This window comes from Arthrobacter sp. D2-10 (assembly GCF_054161285.1).
Genome location: NZ_CP096431.1, coordinates 404,224 through 424,105 on the forward strand (window position 1 = coordinate 404,224; position 19,882 = coordinate 424,105).

Genomic DNA, 19,882 nt, shown 5'->3' on the forward strand with positions numbered 1-19,882 from the left:
TGAGTGACGCAGGGAGCCCGCTTCCGTTACGCCTTGGCCTTGCGGGTGCGCAGAAGGGCGGCCACTCCGGCGATCAACCCGAGCACGCCTGCTCCGAGGCCGACATAGCCCGCGGTCCCAGCTCCGGAGGTGTCATCGCCCGCGGACGCACTCTCCAGGTCAGCGGTTTCGGCAGCGGATTCCGACTCCACCGCCGCTTCCTCTGCCTCGCCGTGCCCGCCCTCTTCAGCACCGGTCAGGGTGATGGTTGGGGCCGGAGCCTCAAGGCTGTGCGGGTCTTCACCTTCGGCGGGAATTTCAGCCCAGTCGGTCTCGCCTTCCACGCAACTCTGCAGCACGGGGAACGCGATGGTCTCGCCTTCGGCATCAGGCAGCTGGACCGACATATCGAACTGCTGCAGATAGCCGTCCTCGACCGGGGTCTCGGCGGTGTACACAATCTGCCCGACGCGCTCCGTGACGCTGGACCCGTTGTCCAGGGTCAGTGGTTCGTCGAGCTTCTCGGTCACTTTCTCCACGGTCCAGCCGGGAACAATCTCCGGCTTGGCGTCCACCAGCGGCTCCGGCAGGGAGATGGTGAGCTTGTTGGTCGGCGAGCCGTCGCAACCGTGGGAGAAAGACACGTTCAGGAGGGCAAACGCCCCGGCCGAAGTGGTGTCGGGTTCGATGGTCACGTGTGCGGCGGCGCCGGCGAGCCCAAGGCCCATCAAGCCGGTGGTCGCGGCGGCAGCTGTCAGGGTACGGCGAATTGAAGTCTTCATGGTGTTACCTCTCAGGGGTGCTGGCTCAAGGGCCAGCGGGATCAGGGAAATGGCGCGTCAGAAGACCGCCGGTGTGAGTCAGTGAGAGGTGGGCAGGGGCGGACCGCGCAGCGGTCGGAAGTCCAGCAGGGGTGCAAGGTAGTTGCGCGCCGGGATGTCGGGGAGGGGCGGCAGGTCGGTGACCGGCAGGATGGCTCTCAGCCGGGGAAGCATGACGAGCGGCCGTAGCCACTGCACCGCCAGCTCAACCGCGGACTCCCCGTGATACAGCATCAACGCCGTGACCACGACCGCTCCTGCGTGCGCCCCGAACATCACCGGATTATCGAACAGCGAGAAAGCATGCGCATGCTCAAGCCCGCCGGTCGGCGAGCAGTGCACCTGTTGCGGACCGAAGTGGTCACGGGCGGCTGGGACGCACGCCGCCGCCGTCGTAAGCATGGTGAAAGCTTCATGAAGGAGGAGTTGGCCTGCGCTCAGGACGCCGAGCACGGCCGGAAGCGAAAGCTTACTCCGCGACAGCACGGTGGCGGCGAGGAGCGTGGTGACCGCGAGTGCGCCCAAAATGAAGGGGCTGGGGAGCGCTGCTCCACCCGCCAGGTGAGCGCCTGCGGCAAGGAAGAAGACGACGACGGCGCACGCTGCGGCCCGCAGGATGCGGGCGTGGCTGCTCGTCATGGTTCCTCCTCCCCGTATCGACTCCTTCTACTTCCGGTAGAAGAAGTGGTGTAGTCCTACTCTATTCGCTGCTGCGGACACTTTGGCTCGGTCGTACTCACTCGTGATGGTAGGGACGGCGCCCTGCAATTTCCTGGGACCGATAGAGCTGCTCGGCAAGAATGAGTCGCACCAGTTGGTGCGGGAATACGAGCGGTGAGAGCGACCACACGAAGTCCGCACGCTGGTGCACTTCCGTATTGACGCCGTATGCGCCACCGATGATCAGCGTGATGTTGCGTGAGCTGTCGAGCGGTTGCTGGAGCCGCGCAGCAAGGGTGGGGGAGTCCACGGCTTTGCCCCGCTCATCGAGAAGGATCACGTAGTCACTTGCGTTCTTGCCTGCGAGCCGTTCAAGGAGGCGGGCAGACTCCTCATCGCGGGCAGCATCACCCTCGCGGGCTGAATGCGGGATGAGCTGCCACGAGAGGTCGAAAGGCTTCTTGAGCCGCTTCTCGTAGCGGGCAATTCCCTCGGCCACCCAGGATTCATGTTTCCGGCCGACAGCCAGAGCGCGTAATGCCATGTGTATCAACGTAGCGCGACCGCCAACACACCCCCGTATCGAGGTTTTCATAAGGTGCGGGCCGGAAGCTTCCTACATAAAAGTAGACGCGTGCATACGTGCACACATCTAACCGGCGCGAGGCTCAGCTATTGCCGGGACGTTCCAGCTCCGCTGGAACTGTTCATATCGGTCCTCACCACCAGACCCCGGTGGTAGGCGAGCCTGGGAGACCCACCATGGATGTTTTCGAAAGCCTCGAATCGAATGTCCGGTCCTACTGCCGAAACTGGGACACGGTTTTCTCCCATGCGGAGGGAAGCACGGTCCATAGCGAGGACGGAAGGGCGTATGTAGATTTCTTTTCCGGTGCAGGCGCCTTGAACTACGGCCACAACAACCCCCTCCTGCTTGCACCGTTGATTCAATACCTGCAGTCCGGTGCGATCGTGCACTCACTCGACATGAAGACGGCGGCCAAGCGAAGATTCCTGGAAACCTTCCGTGACCTGATCCTGATCCCGCGCGGACTGGACTACAAGGTGATGTTCACCGGCCCGACCGGCACCAACGCCGTCGAAGCCGCCCTCAAGCTCGCCCGCAAGGTCACTGCTCGGCACCATGTCCTCAGTTTCACCAACGCGTTCCATGGGATGACACTGGGTTCGCTGTCGGTGACGGGTAATTCCATGAAGCGAGGGGGAGCGGGCATCCCGCTCAACAACGCTTCAAGCCTTCCGTACGACGGTTACCTTCCTGATCAGGCGGATCACCTGATGTGGCTACGGCAGGTCCTGGAAGACAAGGGGTCCGGCGTCGACATGCCGGCGGCTGTCATCGTGGAGACTGTCCAGGGCGAGGGAGGGCTCAGGGCAGCGCGGATGTCATGGCTCAAGGATCTATGCGAGCTGTGCCACGTGCATGGCATTCTCCTGATCGTTGACGATGTACAGGCCGGTTGCGGACGATCGGGGTCATTTTTCAGCTTCGAGGCGGCGGGGATAACACCCGATATTGTCTGCCTGTCGAAGTCCATATCGGGTTTCGGGTTGCCTATGGCACTGACGTTGTTCCGGCCGGCACTGGATATCTGGGAACCGGGCGAGCATAACGGGACCTTTCGCGGACATAACCCCGCATTCGTCACGGCGACCGCAGCACTCGAGGAGTACTGGAGCGACGGGGCCTTTCAGGAAGAGGTCGGCGCTCGCATAGCCCAACTGCACGAGGGGTTGGGAACCATTGCCGCCCGCACCTGCGGGGCGACGGTTCGCGGGCGGGGCATGATCGCCGGGATCCACTATCAGGACCCGGAGACAGCCCGCAAAATCACCGCGGAGGCTTTCCGCGCCGGCCTGCTCGTGGAGACTTCAGGCCCGCAGAGCGAGGTTGTGAAGACGATGCCGCCGCTCACCATCACCGCGGACGACCTTTCGCGGGGCCTGGGCATACTCGCGGAGGCTGCCTCCTCGGTCACCGGTGATTCCTTCGCTGAAGCTGACGTCGCATGACGGCGGGCGCTGAAGCACCCCCGGCTGATGGTGTCCCTTATGCCGGTGGATCCGCGTACGTGCATTCAGTGGGAGCACCTGGATGCCAACCGCCACTGGGAAGCCTGATCGTACAAAAGTTCGGTGGTTCTTCTGTCAAGGATCCCGCGTGCATCCAGCGGGTGGCTCATCGGCTCGCCAGCGCGCACTCGGCCGGATACAAGGTGGTGGGCGTGGTTTCTGCGATGGGCGACACCACGGACCAGTTGCTGAAACTGGCGGGCTGTGTTTCTGAACATCCGTGTCAACCGCATCTGGATGCGCTATTGATGACGGGCGAGCTCATTCCGACGACACTCCTCGCCATGGCCCTTGCTGATCTCGGCGTCAGCGCCCGCACGTTCACTGGCAAACAGGCGGGAGTCCTGACCGACCACGCCTACGGTCATGCTCACATCGTTGAGGTCAAACCCCATCGAGTCCGCGACTGGGTCGATCAGGGAGGCATCGCCATCGTGGCGGGATTCCAGGGCAGGGTCCGGAAGAAGAAGCGAGAAATCACCACCCTCGGCCGAGGAGGATCCGACCTTACCGCCGTAGCGCTCGCCGCAGCGCTGGGAGCGAGTATCTGCGAAATCTATACCGACGTTGACGGCGTTTACACGGCAGATCCCCGGGTGGTGCCAAGCGCCCGAAAGATCGATGCACTTTCGAGTGAGGCGATGCTTGAACTGGCAGCGTCCGGCGCGGGTATCCTGCATCTCCGAAGTGTTGAGTATGCTCGCCGGTGGAACATTCCCATTCACGTGCGGTCGTCGTTCACCCAGAATCCCGGAACTCTTGTCCTGCCGTGCTTGGACGGCAACCGCCGGAGATCCGCAGGGGAACAGCCTGTCGTCTCGATGGTAACCAGCAACAACTCCGCGGCCACGGTCACGATCGCCGATGTGCCGGGGAGACCCGAGGCCACCGTGGGGATTTTCGAGGGCCTGATCAAATCGGGGGTGGCTTTCACCACGATTTCCCAGGCCTCGCACGCATTGGACCACACCAGTTCTGACGTTGTGTTTGCACTTCCATCAGCCGAAGCGTCTACGGCGGTTGCCACCCTGACCGCGCTGCAGGAGACCATCGGATTCAGCAGTGTTCAGGTTCAGGATCGGATGGGCCGGATCACGGTTTCCGGGCTTGGCATGCGATCGTCCGCGGAGGTGCTTTTCGTATTTCTCCGGGAGCTTTCCGACGCGAACATTCCCGTCCAGCTGATGGAAACGTCGGAGCTATCCCTTTCGGCGGTCATCCCTGCAGAATCGCTCCCACTCGCGGTAGCAAGGGTTGAAGCGGCATTCGGCCTCGGGAAAGCCTGGTCGGCTCTTGAAGAAGAGGGGAACTCATGAACAGAACGTCCCAAACCGATTCCGGAATGAACCGCCCCGTCCAACTGCACGGCGTCGGGTCCTTTGGATCGACCGGAGCCGGACCCGTCCTGAAGGCGGAGGACATCGACCACACTGCCCGCTGGCGGGCGGGCGAGCGGCTCAATCACCTGTTTGAGGGCCGCTGTGACAGCCTGCGGAGCCAGGGGCAGGGAGGCCGGCTGGCCGTTGACGCGGGGGAAGTCACCCTCAGCTATGACGAGCTCGATGGACGGGCGAACCAGCTCGCCCGGCACCTGCTGGTGTGCGGCGCCCGTCCAGGAGACCGGATTGCCCTCCTGTTCGATCAGCCGTGGCAGGCCTATATCGCAATGCTGGCCGTGCTGAAGATCCACGCAGCATACGTCCCTCTTGACCCCGGTTTTCCGGCCGACCGGCTGAAGTACATAGTGGAAGATGCCGACGCTGCCCTGGTCCTGTCCCTCACGCATTTGAAGGATCTGCTCCCTGAAGTCGCTGCCCCCGTAGTGTGCCTCGACCATGTGCGCGTACATGTCGCGGCCGAGGATCCGTCCCGCCTGTCTGCCCTTCCCGAAGGCGGTGTGGACGACGAATTGGCGTACATCATCTACACTTCCGGCTCGACCGGGCGCCCTAAAGGGGTTGGAGTTGAGCATTCCAGTATCTGCAACTTCGTCCGTGTTGCCGCGGAGGTTTACGGCTACACACCGGAGGACCGCGTTTACCAGGGCATGACCATCGCCTTTGACTTCTCTGTAGAGGAAATATGGGTGCCATGGATGATCGGAGCCACTCTGGTTCCCAAGCCCGGCGGTTCCAGCCTTCTGGGAGCTGAACTGGCTGATTATCTGCAGGACCGCCGTATCACCGCCCTGTGCTGCGTTCCGACCCTGCTGGCTACCATCGATGAAGACCTGCCCGGCCTGCGATTCCTGTTGGTCTCCGGTGAGGCCTGCCCCCGCGACCTGATCACCCGCTGGCACCGGCCCGGACGCCGGTTCCTGAACGTCTACGGGCCCACGGAAGCGACTGTCACCGCGACCGTGGCCGTCGCCGACCCGGACCGCTCAGTAACGCTGGGGGTGCCCCTGCCCACCTACTCTGCCGTGATCCTTGACCCTGACGAAGACCGGGCCCTGCAGATCGGCGAAAGCGGGGAGATCGGATTGGCCGGCGTCGGACTAGCCCGCGGATACATCAATCGGCAGGACCTAACTGAGCGGGCGTTCATCGCGGACTTCCTCCAGCTCGACAACAACCCGTCCGGCCGGATCTACCGCACCGGCGACTTGGGAAGAATCAATAACGACGGTGAAATCGAATACTTTGGCCGCATTGACACCCAGGTGAAGATCCGTGGCTACCGTATTGAACTGACAGAAATTGAATCCGTTCTTCTGCAGGTACCAGGCGTCGCTCAGGCGGTCGTGTCGACCTACGAACCCGAGCCCGGGTTGGTGGAGCTGGCCGCCTACTACACGCTGCGCCATGACACCGTGGACCTCGATCCGCATGACATCTACAACATGCTCAGGGTTCGACTCCCGGGCTATATGGTCCCGGCCTACTTCGAACAGCTCACGGCCATTCCGATGATGGCCAGCGACAAGGCCGACCGGAAACGCCTACCGCAGCCGGCGAACAGGCTTAGTCTGGCCGTTACCGGCACCTATACGGCGCCTGCGACGACAATGGAGGAATTGCTGGCAGCGGAACTCGGCGCGGTCCTTCGTCTGGATCGAGTCTCCACCGACGCACACTTCTTCAATGACCTCGGTGCGAACTCCCTGCTGATGGCGCACTTCTGCGCCAGGGTTCGAAGGCATACAGACCTCGTTCCGCCCGCGATGAAGGACATCTATCTGAATCCGTCGGTTCAGCAACTCGCACTGCTTCTGGGCGCGAGCCAGCCGGAGACCGACGGCGGAGCGGCGCCCGCCACGGAGGCCGTTCCGGCGCGGAGGACTGCCAGCACGACACAGTTCGTCATGTGCGGGGCGCTGCAGGTGCTGATCTTTTTGGGCTACCTCACGTGGGCCTCGCTGCTGCTGGTCTTAGGTTATGAGTGGATCTCGGCGGGCGGCGAACTCGTGCAGATGTGGGCCCGCGCCATAGCTTTCGGTGCTGCAACGTTCGTGGTGCTGTCGCTAGTGCCGGTCCTGTTGAAATGGATCCTGATCGGACGGTGGAAAGCGGCGGAAATCCAGATCTGGAGTATGGCCTATGTCCGGTTCTGGGCGGTCAAAACCCTTATCCAGACCAATCCTCTTGTGCTGTTTGCCGGCTCACCTCTGTACCTGCTGTACCTGCGGATGCTCGGTGCGAAGATCGGAAAGGGCGTCGTTATCTTCTCCCGCATGGTCCCGGTGTGCACCGACCTGTTCACCGTGGGAGATGGCACCGTCATCCATAAGAACTCCTTCTTCCTGTGCTGCCGCGCCCGCTCGGGAGTCATCGAGACGGGTCCCGTGACCTTGGGACGGAATGTGCTCATCTCCGAGAAAACAACCCTGGACATCGGCAGCTCGATGGGAGACGATGCCCAGCTGGGGCACGCCTCGTCCCTGCAAACATCGCAGTCGGTACCAGCCGGGCAGACGTGGCACGGCTCGCCCGCAGCCCTTACCAGCACGAACTACCGGCGCGTAGAGCCCACCAATTGCAGCACCCGCAGGCGGGTTACTTACAGTCTCCTTCAACTGGCGAACCGTCTCTTGCTCGTTTTTCCGGTCGGGCTGCTCGGCCTGTCCGCCCTGCTGCCGGAGTACCTGGGACTGGATCATCTGAGACTGGGAAACCTAGGCTTTTTCCTTGACACCATGCTCGTGACCTTGATGCTGTTCATAGGCGGTTTCATCACCGGTTTAGTTGTTGTCCTGACCGTTCCGCGGCTGTTGAACACCATCCTGAAACCCGATACCGTCTACCCGCTCTACGGCCTGCACTACTCGTTCCAACGCGCCCTGGCGAGGATTTCGAACATAAAGCTGTACAAGGACGTGTTCGGGGACAGTTCCTACATCACTCACTACCTCTCCGCGCTCGGGTACAACCTTGGCAAGGTGGAACAAACCGGATCGAACTTCGGCCCCGAGGTGGCCCACGAATCGCCCTACCTGTCCTCCGTCGGAACAGGAACCATGGTTTCCGACGGCCTGAACCTTATGAACGCCGACTTCTCCAGCACGTCCTTCCAACTGAAACAGGTACGAATCGCTTCACGGAACTTCCTCGGCAACGACCTAATCTTCCCCATCGGTGCCCATGTAGGAGAAAACTGCCTGCTAGCGACGAAAGTGATGATCCCCATCGACGGACCGGTCCGGACCGGGATAGGGCTGCTGGGCTCGCCGCCCTTCGAAATCCCACGCGCGGTCATGCGCGACACCCAGTTCGACGAACTGAAGATCGAGGAAGCAAAGAACAGGCTTTTGCCCGCCAAGAACCGGCACAACATCGTCAGCATGGTCCTGTTCCTGTCTGTACGCTGGTTTCTGCTGTTCGTCGGCACCCTGCTGACCGCTGTTGCTGTCACCCTCCACGGCGTTCTCGGTGCTCTCGCACTCGCCCTGGCGACGCTGGCATTTCTGGTATTCCGCGTCCTGTTCTCCGTGCTGGTCGAACGCGCAGTAATGGGCTTCCGGCACCTGACGCCGCAGTACTGCTCCATCTACGACCCATACTTCTGGCGCCATGAGCGGCTGTGGAAGCTGCTGGCGACACCGCCATTCAACGGAACCCCGTTCAAAGCGCCCATCTGGAGAATGCTCGGCGTGAAGGTCGGAAAGAGGCTCTACGATGCCGGGGTCAATATCCCGGAGAAAACCCTGGTGACCATCGGGGACGACTGTGCCTTCAATGAAGGCACCGCCATACAGGGCCACTCCCTTGAGGACGGAACGTTCAAGTCGGACCACATCGTGCTAGGCAACCGCTGCTCTCTAAGCGTCGAGTCCTTCGTCAACTACGGGGTCACCATGGGCAACGGCGTCGTCCTCGAAGCTGACTCCCTCCTGATGAAGGGCGAGGACGTGCCGGACAACTCCGTCTACGCCGGCAACCCCGCCCGCGAAACCAGAAAGGCAGCAAGGACGGCGACAATCCCGCCCGGCCCGCGGCACCGGGCAACAAACAGGCGGCTCCCAGCCAGCTGGCGACCATCCCACGGCTCCCACCGAATCCCTGCCCACGAGGCACATCGGAAACCCGCCCAGATAGCGCGCCACTAACCGAATCTACGAATAGGACAACGTCAATGGTACGCAGAGCAAAGCCACCGAAGCTCACAGAAACCTTCACGGAATCCCCAAACTGCTGCCGACACGGCTATGGGGGAGGCTGCTGTTCACTTGCAAGAGCCAGCCGGCCATGTGGCGGCCCCCTGCCAGGAACGACCAGAACGAAGATAAGGAAATCACCTTTCTCCGACATCAGAATGATCTCATTGCGGCGGGCAATAGCTTCGTCGACCTGTTACTGGCGCCCCTGCGTGGCGGCTTACTGGCGCCCCTGCGTGGCGGCGGTCCTAGCGATCACGGTTTCTTCATGTTCTGCGCAGGGCGATGCGTCGTTGGACCCTGCAGAATCCTCCCCGCCGACGGCCGTCGAAGCATCGCCGGCAGCTTCGGCTGGCGCGGGTGACCTACTCCCCGACCTGGTAATGCTGCCGCTGCAATCGATCCACATCGGTTATGACCGCGGCGAGAAGGTGCTTCGCTTCACCGCCGATGTCCTCAATGACGGTGACGGTCCGATGCAAGTGACCGGTACCCGGTCCAGTACAGAAGAGCCCGATCTGAAGGTTTCTCAAGACGTCCTGCAAGCAGATGGTAATTGGAGGTCGGTGGAAACGGACGCCATCATGCGGTACGAAACTTTCGACGGGCACGACCACTTCCACCTGCAGGAGTTCGAGCGCTACCGGATGCGACCGGAGGACAGTGACGAGTGGCGGGGCTCCCGCAAGGAAGGATGGTGCCTACGTGATGACGGCGCCCTGCGCGACACACCCTCCAGATACAGCGACGACGACTATTACTGCGGCGAAGACGAAGAATCAGAGCTTACGGAGCTAATTCAAGGAATGACCGAAGGATGGGTGGACTCCTACGACTGGTACCTCGAGGGTCAATACATCGAGCTCAAGGACCTGAAACTGCCCGGAAACTTCTGCCTCGAGGCAGAGGCAGATCCTAACCGTGCCCTTACCGAGAAAAACGACGACAACAACCTGACCTCGACCCTGGTGCACATCACCGAAAGAGAGGCCACCGTCGTCAAACAGGGCTGTTAACGCTCGAAGCTTCCGGTAACTCGGAGCTTCCTCCCTTCTCCTTGTAGCGTGCAGGATCGGAGCTCCTGACTCGTGGAAGACGGTGCCTTAGAAGTGGAAGGCATATCCATCGGGGCGGGCTGTTCACTCGGGGTGAATGCCTTCGTGCACTACGGGGTAACGATGGAGGACTCCGCTGTACTCGAGGCGGAAGACCACGACTGCCTAACCGACCAGCCAGCGCCACCAGCGTGATTGTTCCGGTTCCGGCGTCCGTTCCGGTTCCGGCTCCGGCTCTTCCCCCAGGGCCAGTGCGGCCTCGACGATGTCGTCTGCCGTGAGCGTCATAACGGCCTCACGGTCGAGCGCGTCGAGACTTTGATCCTCCGACGACAGCCGCAGCGCCTGACGGTTAAGGGCCTGCTCGAACAGCGTGCGGGCGAACCGTGCGTTGCCGGAGTCCTCGCCCGCGTGAAGCCCGGCGAGGATGCGGCGCAACATCTGGTCGGCACCCGGCTCCAGGGTGTACTCATGCTGGGCCAACATCCGGTGGAAGATCGTCTGGAGTGCGTCGACGGAGTAGTCGGGGAACGTGATCTCGCGGGCAAACCGGGAGCGCAGCCCGGGGTTTGAGAGCAGGAAGGACTCCATCAGCCGCGGGTATCCGGCCACGATCACGACAAGGCGGTGGCGGTGGTCCTCCATTCGCTTGAGCAGGACCTCGATCGCCTCGGGGCCGAAGTCCATCCGGCCGTCCTCCGGGGCCAGCGCGTAGGCCTCGTCGATGAACAGAACGCCGTCCAGCGCACGCCGGATCACCCGGTCCGTCTTGATGGCGGTCGCGCCCACGTACTGTCCCACCAACCCCGACCGGTCGACCTCGACAAGGTGGCCCTTCTGCAGCAGACCGACCGCGCGGTACATCTCCGCCAGGAGCCGCGCCACGGTGGTCTTGCCCGTGCCCGGGTTTCCGAGGAACACCAGATGCTGTGAAGTGGCCACCTCCGGTAGGCCATGCGTCTTACGGCGGGCCTGGACCTGGAGCAGTGCGACGAGGGCCCGGACCTGTTCCTTCACGGTTTCCAGTCCGACCAGGGCGTCGAGCTCGGCCTGCAGTTCGGAGAGCGGCCGGGCCGGTCCAGGCCTCGTACCGATGAGATCGCCGACCAGGTCATCGACGCGCTCCGAACCGGGCAGCTTGAGTTGGTCGGCCAGATGACCGATGGTTTCGCGCAGGTCATCGAGCGGATTCCGGCTTGCAGCCATGCCTCCACTGTAGTACCGACCGTCACCAACAACGCAGAAGGTCCCGGCCCCCTCGTACAAGGGAACCGGGACCTTCTCACGTGGCGGTGACGGTGGGATTTGAACCCACGTTGGCTTTTACACCAAACAACATTTCGAGTGTTGCACCTTCGGCCGCTCGGACACGTCACCAACGGTGCCCTACTTTACCGGCTGAGGTGCCCTCCGCCCAAAATGGGCAGTACTACAGGTTTACGACGTCGTTCTTGCCCGGATCGGGGCGCTCGCCGGTAACCATCCCCTTGGCGATTTTGAAGGCGGCCACGACGCGCGGTGTATCCATCGACCAGTACTCGGCAGTGTCCGCGTCGACCTTGATCAGTGCCACCGAGGGATCGTCCTTCCCATCGAACCAGGGCTTCACGGAAGCGCTCCACAGCTCGTCGATCTTCGCCCGATCCTTCGTCAGCGTGGCGGTACCGGCGATGGAAAGGTAACCCTTGTCGCTGCTGATGGACACGTTGACCTGGGGGTTGGCCCGGATCTCGTCCGCCTTCGGAGAGGGATCCTCCGTGAAGAACCACAGGTCGCCGTCGAACTCCGCCTCCTGGACCGCGAGCGGTCGGCTCACGAGCTGACCCTGGGCATTGACAGTGGTCAGGATCGCGATGTCCGCGTCCTTGACGATCTTGGTGAGTTCCTTCATGCCGTCCTGCTGCGAGTTCATTCCTTCTCCTTATTCTTGGTGCTCGTTACTCTTGGTGCTCGTTCGATGTGCTGCGCGAGTGGTCATTCAGTGTGGGGGTGTCCTCCGGTGAAGGCGTCCCAGCTTCCCCCAGCCGCCCGTGACTGAATTCGACCCCGGCGATGACCGCAGGACAGTACCCGGATGTGCCCCTTCCCCGCCCCGCCGAAGCGCGACGAGATCCATCAACGGACCCACGCACGCATCGTAGATTCGGGGGAGCAGCGCATGCAGGGGTATGAAGGTCCGCTGGACCGCCCCCACGATGGTCACCGCGCGGGGGTTTTCAGCACAGCGGAGAATCGCCTGCGCCACCCTGTCAGGGTGGACCACGGGCGGCAGGGGATGCACGTCATGTCCGGTGTAGTTCGCGGCGTGTTGATAGATGGGGGTGTCGATCGTGGCAGGCAGCACGAGTGAGACGTGTAGCTCCGGCGTCTTGCGCAGCTCCTGCCGGAGGACGCGTACCAGGCCGTACAGGCCGAACTTGCTGGCCACATATGCCGATACATAGGGGGACGTGATTCTTGAGTAGACCGAACCGATGAAAATCAAAGTCCCAGTGCCGGCCTCGCGCATGTGCGAGAGCGCATGCCGGGCGGTAGCAGCCGCACCTACCAGGTTGGTGTCGATGATCTTGCTGAACACGTCCGAAGGCGTGGCTTCGAAGGTGCCATAGCCATACACCGAGGCGTTGATCACGCACACGTCGATCCGGCCGAACTCGGCGATGGCCGCTTGCATCAGGGCCGCTACCTGACCCTCATCGCAAACGTCCGTCGGCACGCAGGCCACGCGGGCGCCCCGTTCCCGGCACTCGTTCGTGACTTCCTGCAGGTTTTCCTCACCACGCGCGGCCAGCACCAGGTGGGCTCCCTGCCCAGCGAATGTGCGGGCGGTGGCTCTACCGATACCGCTGCCGGCGCCGGTAATAACGACGACGGCTCCGGCAATACTTCGACCCCGCTTCACGGGACCTCCAGGGAGTTGATAAGCACGCTTATCAACCACACTACGTCAGCCTCTGCGGATAGCGAAGAAGTCCTTCAGAAGCGCAGAGCACTCATCTTCCAGGACCCCGGGGAACACCTCGGTCCAGTGATTCAGGCGACGTTCACGCAAAACGTCGAAGACGGACCCTGAAGCCCCGGCCTTCTCATCCCACGCCCCGAACACGACGCGCGGAATCCGCGCCAGCACGCTGGCTCCCGCACACATCGCACACGGTTCCAGGGTCACCACCAGGGTGCAGCCCTCAAGCCGCCAGGCCCCTATGGCTGCCGCAGCCCGCCGGATGGCCAGGACTTCTGCGTGGGCGGTTGGATCGCCGGTTGCCTCGCGCTCATTCCAACCGGTGCCCAGCACCATCCCGTCAGGACCGACGACGACGGCGCCTATCGGCACGTCCGCCGTCTCGCCAGTGCGCCGAGCGGCTTCCAGCGCCAGTACCATCCACGCGTCGTAGTCCCGGGGCGCAGGAGCAGGGTGGGCGGGCATGAGCCAATGATACTTTTGACCAATGCGCGTTCTGGTTGTCGACCATCCCCTGGTGTCCCACAAGCTGACGGTCCTGAGGGACAAGAACACTCCGTCACCGGTCTTCCGGTTGCTCACCGAGGAGTTGGTAACGCTGCTGGCCTACGAGGCCACCCGGGATGTGCGCGTGGAGCCGGTGCAGATCGAGACTCCGGTGACCACCGCCGTCGGGACGGGCCTGGTGAAGCCGACGCCTCTGGTTGTCCCTATCCTGCGCGCCGGGCTCGGCATGCTTGAGGGAATGACACGCCTCGTGCCCACTGCGGAAGTGGGATTCCTGGGAATGGCGCGCAATGAGGAGACCCTCGAGGCCATCACATACGCCGAGCGTCTACCGGATGACCTCACCGGCCGGCAGGTGTTTGTTCTCGACCCGATGCTCGCCACCGGCGGCACCCTCCGCGAAGCGATCAAGTTCCTGTTCCGCAGAGGCGCGGCCGATGTTACGTGCATCTGCCTGCTCGCGGCACCCGAAGGCCTTGAGGTCCTCAGGCAGGAGTTGGAGGGGACCAATGTCACCATCGTGCTTGCCTCGATTGACGAAAAGCTGAACGAGAATGCGTACATCGTCCCCGGTTTGGGTGACGCCGGTGACCGCCTTTACGGCGTCGTAGGTTAGCCTCCCGCTGTCCACAATGTGGTCAGCGGGGTGTGGCACCCGGTTCGCAACCGGTTCACTTTCCAGGCGGATTGCTTTGTTCTCTTCGCGAATGCCGCGTACCGTCTGCGATCCGGCGCCGCTGGCACGGCGTGCTTGACGATTAGTCCGGCGGCGTTGCCTGTCCAGAATGCGGACGCTCTACCATTGTTACTTGCGCGTAGCGGATTGTTACGTGCAATAATTCGAATTGTGAACACCAACTCAGCAGCATCTGCAGCCGCAGCTTATTTCCCGGGCGTCTTGCCCGCACAGGGAACTCGCTGCTGTCGAATGTGCGCGTAACGGTTTACCCCACCCTCTTACGCATTTTCTAGCCCAACGGCGGGCTCCACAGAAGCTCCATCCCGACCGGGCACACCCCTGCATTCGAGCCGTGATGACGGCGATTCACCATGAGGTTGTTTAGACATGACCGTTTCTTCCGGATACGTCCACATTTCCCTCCGCAACGCGCAGAACCGCGCCAGCCTTCAACGGCAGGCTTACGGGCAGCGTCCCGGTTTCCCCGCCTACAGCCAGCCAACTGCTGCCGCTTATGCTCCGAGCTACGGACAGCTGAAGCCCGTGCCTTCGCCCGCTGACTCTGCTCAGCCCATCACGGCGCCGGTTCCAGTGGTGACACCCAACGGGATTCCCGGACCGCAGGCGGTCACCGGCGACACCACCGCACGCGGATTCGTGTTGTACGTCGCGCTGGACGAAGACACTGCCGCTGAGCACGACACCACACTGAGCAAGCTTGCACAGGATGTACGGGCCTATGTCCGCACCCTGGTGCCCGGCGCCCAGAGCCACGCTGCAGTTGCGCTTGCTCCTTCAGACGCCGTCGGCACTGACATCGACGTGGTCAGGCAGGCGCTGGGGGACCCGACGGTCAACCGCCGGCCGCGCACCGAGCAGCAGCCCACTCCGCCGCCTGCACCCCGTCCTACCGGTGTGCTGATCGATCTCTCCAGGCGTGAAGTTCACCTGGACGGTGAAATCCTGAACCTGACGTTCAAGGAGTTCGAACTCCTCAACTACCTGGTGGAGAATGCCTCCCGAACCGTGGGGCGCGAGGAACTCCTCAGCGGTCTGTGGCGCAATGCCGATGAGGTGCCTAACGAGCGCACCATTGACGTACACATCCGCCGTTTGCGCTCCAAGCTCGGCCGGCTGGCCAACACCGTCCGCACTGTCCGCGGCCAGGGATACCGGTTCTATGAGCACCCTGAGGTTGTTGTGTGGGCCGCTCCGGAGTACTCCATCTAGCTGCCGCCCGTCACGAAGTAGGGTGAGGGAATGTCCTCACACCACCTGAAGCGCCTGATGCTCCTGCGGCATGCCAAGTCCGACTGGCATGGCGATGTCGCGGACCATGAGCGCCCGCTCAGTGCGCGGGGGCATCGGGACGCACCGCTCATTGGGCGCTGGATGGTCGAGAACGACGCCGTACCTGACCTGATTTTGACGTCGTCGGCCCTGCGGGCGCGCCAGACCTGCATTTGGGTGTGCCAGGAGTTGGGGGAGAAGGCCCCGACGCCCCGGCTGGAGCCGAAGCTCTATGCGGCCAGCGCCACGGAGATGCTGACGGTGATCAACTATGTTCCGGAGACAGCGACGAGCGTCCTCGTGATAGGGCACCTGCCTGGCATTCAGAACCTTGCCATGCGCCTGGCGTCAGCCGATTCGGACGAGGACTCCGTTGTGGACCTGGCCACGCATTACCCAACGGCAGGGCTGAGCGTCCTTAGCCATGGCGGCCGTTGGGCTGAACTCGACGGCCGCGACGCCGATGTGACCAATTTCGTGGTCCGCCGCGCCTAAAGCCCGTACTTCTCGAGCAAACGCAGCCATACCTCGCTGATTGTCGGATACGCAGGCACCGCATGCCAGAGCCGGTGCAGCGGCACCTCCCCGGCAATGGCAATGGTCGCCGCGTGTAGAAGTTCGGCGACGTCCGGGCCGGCGAAGGTGACGCCTACGAGGACAGAGCGGTCCTCGTCCACAATCATCTGGGCCCAGCCCTCGTATCCGTCCGCATGCAGCGAGGAGCCCGCGACCGCGAGTTCGAGCGAGGTCTCGCTGACGTTCAGCCCATCCCGTCTGGCCGCTTCGAGGGTTCGGCCCGCCATTGCGATCTCGGGATCCGTGAAGACGACCTGGGGCACCGCATAGGTGTCGGCAGTCGCAGTGAACCGGCTCCAGGGTTCGGGCTGCCCGCTTAGGGAACCGTTGGCTCGCGCAACGATCGCGTCCCCCGTCATCCGGGCCTCGTACTTGCCCTGATGGGTGAGCAGCACCTTCCCGGCTGCATCACCCACGGCATACAGCCACGGGTGGCCGCTGACCTGTCCCGAGTCATCCGTTTCCAAGCCGCGCGGCTCAAGTCCAAACTGTTCGATGCCCAGACCTGACAGGGCCGGACGGCGTCCGGTGGATACCAGAAGCTTGTCCGACTCCACCACGGTGCCACCGGCCAGGGTCACACGGAACCGGTTGCCGTCGTACGCGACGGAGGTGGTGCCGGTGTTCAGGTGGAGGGTGACGCCGTCGTTCTCGATGCCCTGCTGGACCAGGCGGGTGGCGGGTTCGGGGTAGGAGCCCAGCAGCGCGCTCCGCGCGACGAGGGTCACCGATGAGCCGAGTCGGGCGTAGGCCTGGGCCAGTTCTGTGCCACTGACACCGCCACCGAGGACGGTGAGGCTTTCGGGAATTTCCTTGGCTGATGTTGCTTCGCGGGTACCCCAGAATGGAAGATCCTTCAGGCCATCGATGGGCGGTATGGAGGGCGTGGAGCCGGTGGCAAGAACGACGGCGTGCCGGGCTTCCAGCGTGATGGCGCCGTCGTCGGTGATGACTTCAACGCGACGCTCACCGGTGAGGCGGGCACGTCCGCGGACCAGCGTGATGCCGGCGCCTTCCACCCACTCAACCTGCGAGGAATCGTCCCAGCGCGATGTGAACTCGTCCCGGCGCGCCAGCACTTGCTGCGCATCCAGCGTGCCCGTCACTGCCTCGCGCGAGCCGGCCACTGCACTAGCGGCGTGCAGCGCAGAGCTTGGCCGTAATAGCGCCTTGGAGGGCATGCAAGCCCAGTAGGAACATTCACCGCCGACGAGTTCGGACTCAACGAGGACAACGGAAAGTCCGCCTTGAGCCACACGGGCGGCTGCGTTCTCGCCGACGGCGCCGGCTCCGATAACAACGACGTCAGTCTTTTGGAAAGGGCTCATGGTCTTGAGCCTTTCACTGCGGTGAAGGCTGGGCAAGGGAGCGCACGACCCTCGTCAGGCGCACGGAGGTTAAAGCAAAACCGCCCCGGTTTCCCAGGGCGGTTGGACTGGTGCGCGCGAAGGGATTCGAACCCCCAACCTTCTGATCCGTAGTCAGATGCTCTATCCGTTGAGCTACGCACGCATTTCAAAAGTCTTTTGAGTGACTTTCTCATGGCCGTTTGGCCGTAGATAACTTTACAGCCAATCGGCACCTAATGCTAATTGAGCTCAGGAGCGGGAATCTACTGAAAAGTAGTATAGACCGGTCTATGTGACCTTTGTCACAGGGTGAAACGTTATTCTTTTCAGACTTCCGCGGAAACTCGCGGTTTCGGCGCGGCTCAACTCGTACTGTACTCCTGCAATCGCGGTAGTAGCCCGTGATCACGCCCCTAGCATCGATACACACCACCCACCCAACGAAGGGACAAGAAATGGGCGATACCGCGCGACAGCCGCTGCTCGCTGACCGAGCGAATGACCGGAACGCAGCGACAACTGCACCGACAACCCACCAGGAACTGCTGGCATGGGTTGAGGAGACTGCCGCGCTGACACAGCCGGACCGGGTGTATTGGGTCAACGGATCCGAAGAGGAGAACCATCAGCTCAGTGACGAGCTGGTCTCCGCCGGAACGTTCACAAGACTCAATTCTGAACTCTTCCCCAACTCCTTTGCTGCGTTCTCCGATCCGGCCGATGTTGCCCGCGTCGAAGAACAAACTTTCATCTGCTCTCGCAACGAGCGCGACGCCGGCTTCACCAACAATTGGATGGACCCGGACGCGATGAAGGAAAAGCTGCGCGGGCTCTTCGCCGGTTCGATGCGCGGCCGAACCATGTACGTGATCCCCTTCGTCATGGGCCATCTGGACGCCACGAGCCCCAAGTTCGGCGTTGAGATCACCGACAGCGCCTATGTTGTGACCTCCATGCGCATCATGGCGACGATCGGCACAGAGGTCCTCGACCGACTGACCGAGCTGAACGCGGAATTCGTTCCGGCGCTGCACTCCGTCGGTGCACCGCTGGAGCCGGGACAGCAGGACGTGGCGTGGCCGTGCAACAAGGAGAAGTGGATTGTGCACTTCCCGGAGGAACGCTCCATCTGGTCCTTCGGCTCCGGCTACGGCGGGAACGCACTGCTCGGCAAGAAGTGCTACGCGCTGCGGATCGCTTCCGTGATGGCCCGGGACGAGGGTTGGCTCGCCGAGCACATGCTCATCCTGAAGCTCACCTCACCCGCGAACAAGACGTACTACGTCTCGGCTGCGTTCCCATCCGCGTGCGGCAAGACCAACCTGGCCCTGCTCGATCCGACCATCGACGGGTGGAAGGTCGAAACCCTTGGGGATGACATCACCTGGATGCGATTCGGCAAGGAAGGCGAACTTCGCGCGGTCAACCCGGAGGCGGGCCTGTTCGGCGTAGCCCCCGGCACCGGCTGGCAGACTAACCCGAATGCCATGCGCGCCATTGCCAAGGGCAACTCCATCTTCACCAACGTGGCGTTGACCGACGACGGCGGCGTCTGGTGGGAGGGGATGACCGAGGAGGTGCCGGCGCACCTGACAGACTGGCAGGGCAACGACTGGACGCCCACATCAGGCGCCACCGCCGCGCACCCGAACGCACGTTTCTGCACGCCGATCGACCAGATCGACATGCTCGCTGAGGAGTTCAACGATCCTGAGGGTGTCGAGCTGTCGGCCATTCTGTTCGGCGGTCGCCGCAAGACCACGGTTCCGTTGGTCACCGAGTCCCGTGACTGGACCAACGGCATCTTCATGGGCTCCACCCTTTCCTCCGAAACCACGGCCGCCGCTGCAGGAGCAGTAGGTCGGGTGCGTCGTGATCCGATGGCGATGTTGCCCTTCATCGGTTACGACGCCGGTGACTACCTCAGCCACTGGCTGAAGGTGAGTGGGCAGGCAAATCAGGAACGGCTGCCGAAGATTTTCCTCGTCAACTGGTTCCGCCGTACCGCTGACGGCGGTTTCGCGTGGCCTGGCTTCGGTGACAACTCCCGCGTGCTCAAGTGGATCATCGAGCGGCTCGAAGGCCAGGCCGAGGGAGTCGAGACGCCCATTGGGTACGTCCCTGCGCCTGATGCCCTCGACCTGACCGGGTTGGACCTCACGCCGGCGGACGTCGAGCAGGCGGTTCGCGTCGATGCTGACGAGTGGGCAGCAGAGCTCAAGGGTATTGAGGAGTGGTACCAGCAGTTCGGTGATTCCCTCCCGCAGGAGCTTTCCAGCGAATTGCAGCGCCTGAAGGAGCGGTTCGCCGCCTAGGC

16 protein-coding genes and 2 tRNA genes are annotated in these 19,882 nt (G+C 62.7%); 8 read left to right on the forward strand and 10 right to left on the reverse strand.

Annotated features, from left to right (window positions below; translation table 11 throughout):
- Nucleotides 1-26: 26 nt before the first annotated feature.
- The 3 genes from M1D74_RS02055 to M1D74_RS02065 form a co-directional block, all read right to left on the reverse strand.
- On the reverse strand, nucleotides 27-761 hold the full coding sequence (locus M1D74_RS02055; protein WP_458116322.1) for a YcnI family copper-binding membrane protein: 735 nt from the start codon (nucleotides 759-761) through the stop codon (nucleotides 27-29).
- A 78-nt stretch (nucleotides 762-839) separates the two neighbouring features.
- Nucleotides 840-1,439 (reverse strand): hypothetical protein, encoded by a 600-nt coding sequence (locus tag M1D74_RS02060; RefSeq protein ID WP_458116323.1) that lies wholly within the window; start codon nucleotides 1,437-1,439, stop codon nucleotides 840-842.
- 97 nt (nucleotides 1,440-1,536) lie between these two features.
- On the reverse strand, nucleotides 1,537-2,004 hold the full coding sequence (locus M1D74_RS02065; RefSeq protein WP_458116324.1) for a 23S rRNA (pseudouridine(1915)-N(3))-methyltransferase RlmH: 468 nt from the start codon (nucleotides 2,002-2,004) through the stop codon (nucleotides 1,537-1,539).
- 218 nt (nucleotides 2,005-2,222) lie between these two features.
- Between M1D74_RS02065 and ectB the strand changes: the two genes are divergently transcribed.
- From ectB to M1D74_RS02085, 4 genes are all read left to right on the forward strand, one after another.
- Nucleotides 2,223-3,494: a diaminobutyrate--2-oxoglutarate transaminase gene (gene ectB, locus M1D74_RS02070; RefSeq protein ID WP_309069918.1), complete on the forward strand. Its 1,272-nt coding sequence runs from the start codon at nucleotides 2,223-2,225 to the stop codon at nucleotides 3,492-3,494.
- A 161-nt stretch (nucleotides 3,495-3,655) separates the two neighbouring features.
- Complete coding sequence (locus M1D74_RS02075; RefSeq protein WP_458116325.1) at nucleotides 3,656-4,870, forward strand: aspartate kinase; 1,215 nt, start codon at nucleotides 3,656-3,658, stop codon at nucleotides 4,868-4,870.
- 26 nt (nucleotides 4,871-4,896) lie between these two features.
- On the forward strand, nucleotides 4,897-9,099 hold the full coding sequence (locus M1D74_RS02080) for a Pls/PosA family non-ribosomal peptide synthetase (RefSeq protein WP_458116326.1): 4,203 nt from the start codon (nucleotides 4,897-4,899) through the stop codon (nucleotides 9,097-9,099).
- A 284-nt stretch (nucleotides 9,100-9,383) separates the two neighbouring features.
- Entirely contained in the window at nucleotides 9,384-10,163 is a 780-nt protein-coding gene (locus M1D74_RS02085) for a lysyl oxidase family protein (RefSeq protein ID WP_458116327.1), read from the forward strand.
- 204 nt (nucleotides 10,164-10,367) lie between these two features.
- Here M1D74_RS02085 and M1D74_RS02090 read toward each other — a convergent pair whose 3' ends face one another.
- The 5 genes from M1D74_RS02090 to tadA all read right to left on the reverse strand — a co-directional run bounded on the left by M1D74_RS02090 (nucleotide 10,368) and on the right by tadA (nucleotide 13,629).
- The gene (locus tag M1D74_RS02090) at nucleotides 10,368-11,408 is read right to left on the reverse strand and encodes an AAA family ATPase (protein WP_309069922.1); all 1,041 of its coding nucleotides are present in this window, start codon (nucleotides 11,406-11,408) and stop codon (nucleotides 10,368-10,370) included.
- Nucleotides 11,409-11,489: 81 nt separating this feature from the next.
- A tRNA-Ser gene (locus M1D74_RS02095) sits at nucleotides 11,490-11,579 on the reverse strand.
- A 52-nt stretch (nucleotides 11,580-11,631) separates the two neighbouring features.
- Complete coding sequence (locus tag M1D74_RS02100; RefSeq protein ID WP_458116328.1) at nucleotides 11,632-12,114, reverse strand: pyridoxamine 5'-phosphate oxidase family protein; 483 nt, start codon at nucleotides 12,112-12,114, stop codon at nucleotides 11,632-11,634.
- Nucleotides 12,115-12,180: 66 nt separating this feature from the next.
- Complete coding sequence (locus tag M1D74_RS02105; RefSeq protein WP_458116329.1) at nucleotides 12,181-13,104, reverse strand: SDR family NAD(P)-dependent oxidoreductase; 924 nt, start codon at nucleotides 13,102-13,104, stop codon at nucleotides 12,181-12,183.
- Nucleotides 13,105-13,149: 45 nt separating this feature from the next.
- Nucleotides 13,150-13,629, reverse strand: a complete 480-nt coding sequence (gene tadA, locus M1D74_RS02110; RefSeq protein WP_309069925.1) for a tRNA adenosine(34) deaminase TadA — start codon at nucleotides 13,627-13,629, stop codon at nucleotides 13,150-13,152.
- A gap of 22 nt (nucleotides 13,630-13,651) precedes the next feature.
- Here tadA and upp point away from each other — a divergent pair, with 22 nt between their 5' ends.
- The 3 genes from upp to M1D74_RS02125 all read left to right on the forward strand — a co-directional run bounded on the left by upp (nucleotide 13,652) and on the right by M1D74_RS02125 (nucleotide 16,135).
- Complete coding sequence (gene upp, locus M1D74_RS02115; RefSeq protein WP_458116330.1) at nucleotides 13,652-14,287, forward strand: uracil phosphoribosyltransferase; 636 nt, start codon at nucleotides 13,652-13,654, stop codon at nucleotides 14,285-14,287.
- Between the two features lie 450 nt (nucleotides 14,288-14,737).
- Nucleotides 14,738-15,580, forward strand: coding sequence for a winged helix-turn-helix domain-containing protein (locus M1D74_RS02120; RefSeq protein ID WP_309069926.1), 843 nt, complete (start codon nucleotides 14,738-14,740; stop codon nucleotides 15,578-15,580).
- Between the two features lie 30 nt (nucleotides 15,581-15,610).
- Nucleotides 15,611-16,135: a SixA phosphatase family protein gene (locus tag M1D74_RS02125; RefSeq protein WP_458116331.1), complete on the forward strand. Its 525-nt coding sequence runs from the start codon at nucleotides 15,611-15,613 to the stop codon at nucleotides 16,133-16,135.
- On the opposite strand, the gene M1D74_RS02130 is transcribed toward M1D74_RS02125, so the two are convergent.
- Together M1D74_RS02130 and M1D74_RS02135 are read right to left on the reverse strand one after the other, a co-directional pair.
- Nucleotides 16,132-17,544 (reverse strand): dihydrolipoyl dehydrogenase family protein, encoded by a 1,413-nt coding sequence (locus M1D74_RS02130; RefSeq protein WP_458116332.1) that lies wholly within the window; start codon nucleotides 17,542-17,544, stop codon nucleotides 16,132-16,134. The genes M1D74_RS02125 and M1D74_RS02130 overlap by 4 nt on opposite strands.
- A 108-nt stretch (nucleotides 17,545-17,652) precedes the next feature.
- Nucleotides 17,653-17,728, reverse strand: a tRNA-Arg gene (locus M1D74_RS02135).
- Nucleotides 17,729-18,020: 292 nt separating this feature from the next.
- Here M1D74_RS02135 and M1D74_RS02140 point away from each other — a divergent pair.
- Complete coding sequence (locus M1D74_RS02140; RefSeq protein WP_458116333.1) at nucleotides 18,021-19,880, forward strand: phosphoenolpyruvate carboxykinase (GTP); 1,860 nt, start codon at nucleotides 18,021-18,023, stop codon at nucleotides 19,878-19,880.
- The last annotated feature ends 2 nt before the right edge of the window (nucleotides 19,881-19,882 follow it).